Source organism: Rickettsia endosymbiont of Culicoides newsteadi (genome assembly GCF_002259525.1).
In the GTDB taxonomy this organism is placed as follows: domain Bacteria; phylum Pseudomonadota; class Alphaproteobacteria; order Rickettsiales; family Rickettsiaceae; genus Tisiphia.
On the sequence record NZ_MWZE01000164.1, the window covers coordinates 1 to 1,071 of the forward strand.

Consider the following 1,071-nt stretch of genomic DNA (forward strand, 5'->3'; position numbering starts at 1 on the left):
CATTTTTACTAAGTTGATTCCAGGCATAGCAAGCATTAGCAACGATATCTTCGTATACACCGTAACATTGATTAGATAGGAAGTGATTTTTGATCCACTGCCAAATTTGTTCCATCGCATTTAATTCCGGTGCGTATGGCGGAAGCGGTACCAAGGTAATGTTACTTGGAATAATTAATTTTTTCGCTGCATGCCACCCGGCATTATCTGTTAATAATGCAACATGCCTACCAGAATCAATAGTCAAAGAAAATTCATCTAAGAACTTATTCATTGAATCAGTATTGGTATATGGTAAAATTAACGCAAAAGATTTGCCCGTATCATGGCAAGCAGCTCCATAGATGTATGTTGAGATAAATTGTTGTTGCCTTACTTTCCTAGGTCTGCTCCCACGTTTAGCCCATATGCGACTTAAACTACCTTGCTGCCCAATTCGAGTTTCATCCTGTGACCAAATGTCAACCTTACTCCAATCAATATCTTTTGGTAATAATACTTTTAGAATATTGGCGAAGTTTTTTTATATGTATTTTGAGTTGCTTGATTAGATTTTGGGTGTACTGAACGAGAAGTAATCCAGCTAAAACCAAGTCGATGTATAGTGTTATAAACTGTTTTTAAACTACATTTAATACCATATGTTTCAAATAACATATTATGTAATTCCTTTCCTGTTATATAACCACCTGTCTTACTTTCACTCAACATATTTATTTTATCAGACAAAAAAGATTCTTGTAAGCTATTGAATTTTCTAAACGCACCACTCCTATGCGATTCAAATAATCCATCAAAGCTAGAGTTTCTAAATCTTCTAAGCCAAGATTGTACTGTTTTCCAGTGCGATCCAACTATTATCGATACAGTTTTCAATGACTTGCCTGATTGCAGGTGATGCATTGCTAATAAGCGTATGCGATTTCTTCCGTGCGACTCGTTTTTCATTAGGCATATGAAATCATGCTCATGAAAACCTTTTGGTAATATTAATGTTCTTGCCATTTTACTACCTGCTCAAGTTTATATTCCCATATTATAATATACCTCCTTAACTATTTCAATTGGTAT

2 protein-coding genes are annotated in these 1,071 nt (G+C 34.7%); both read right to left on the reverse strand.

Features of this window, described 5'->3' with window-relative positions:
* The coding region (locus RiCNE_RS07665; RefSeq protein WP_157905725.1) for an IS630 family transposase at positions 1 to 508 on the reverse strand (508 nt) is incomplete at its 3' end.
* The gene (locus RiCNE_RS07050) at positions 502 to 1,005 is read right to left on the reverse strand and encodes a helix-turn-helix domain-containing protein (protein ID WP_094649837.1); all 504 of its coding nucleotides are present in this window, start codon (positions 1,003 to 1,005) and stop codon (positions 502 to 504) included. The genes RiCNE_RS07665 and RiCNE_RS07050, both read right to left, overlap by 7 nt.
* Positions 1,006 to 1,071: the final 66 nt, after the last annotated feature.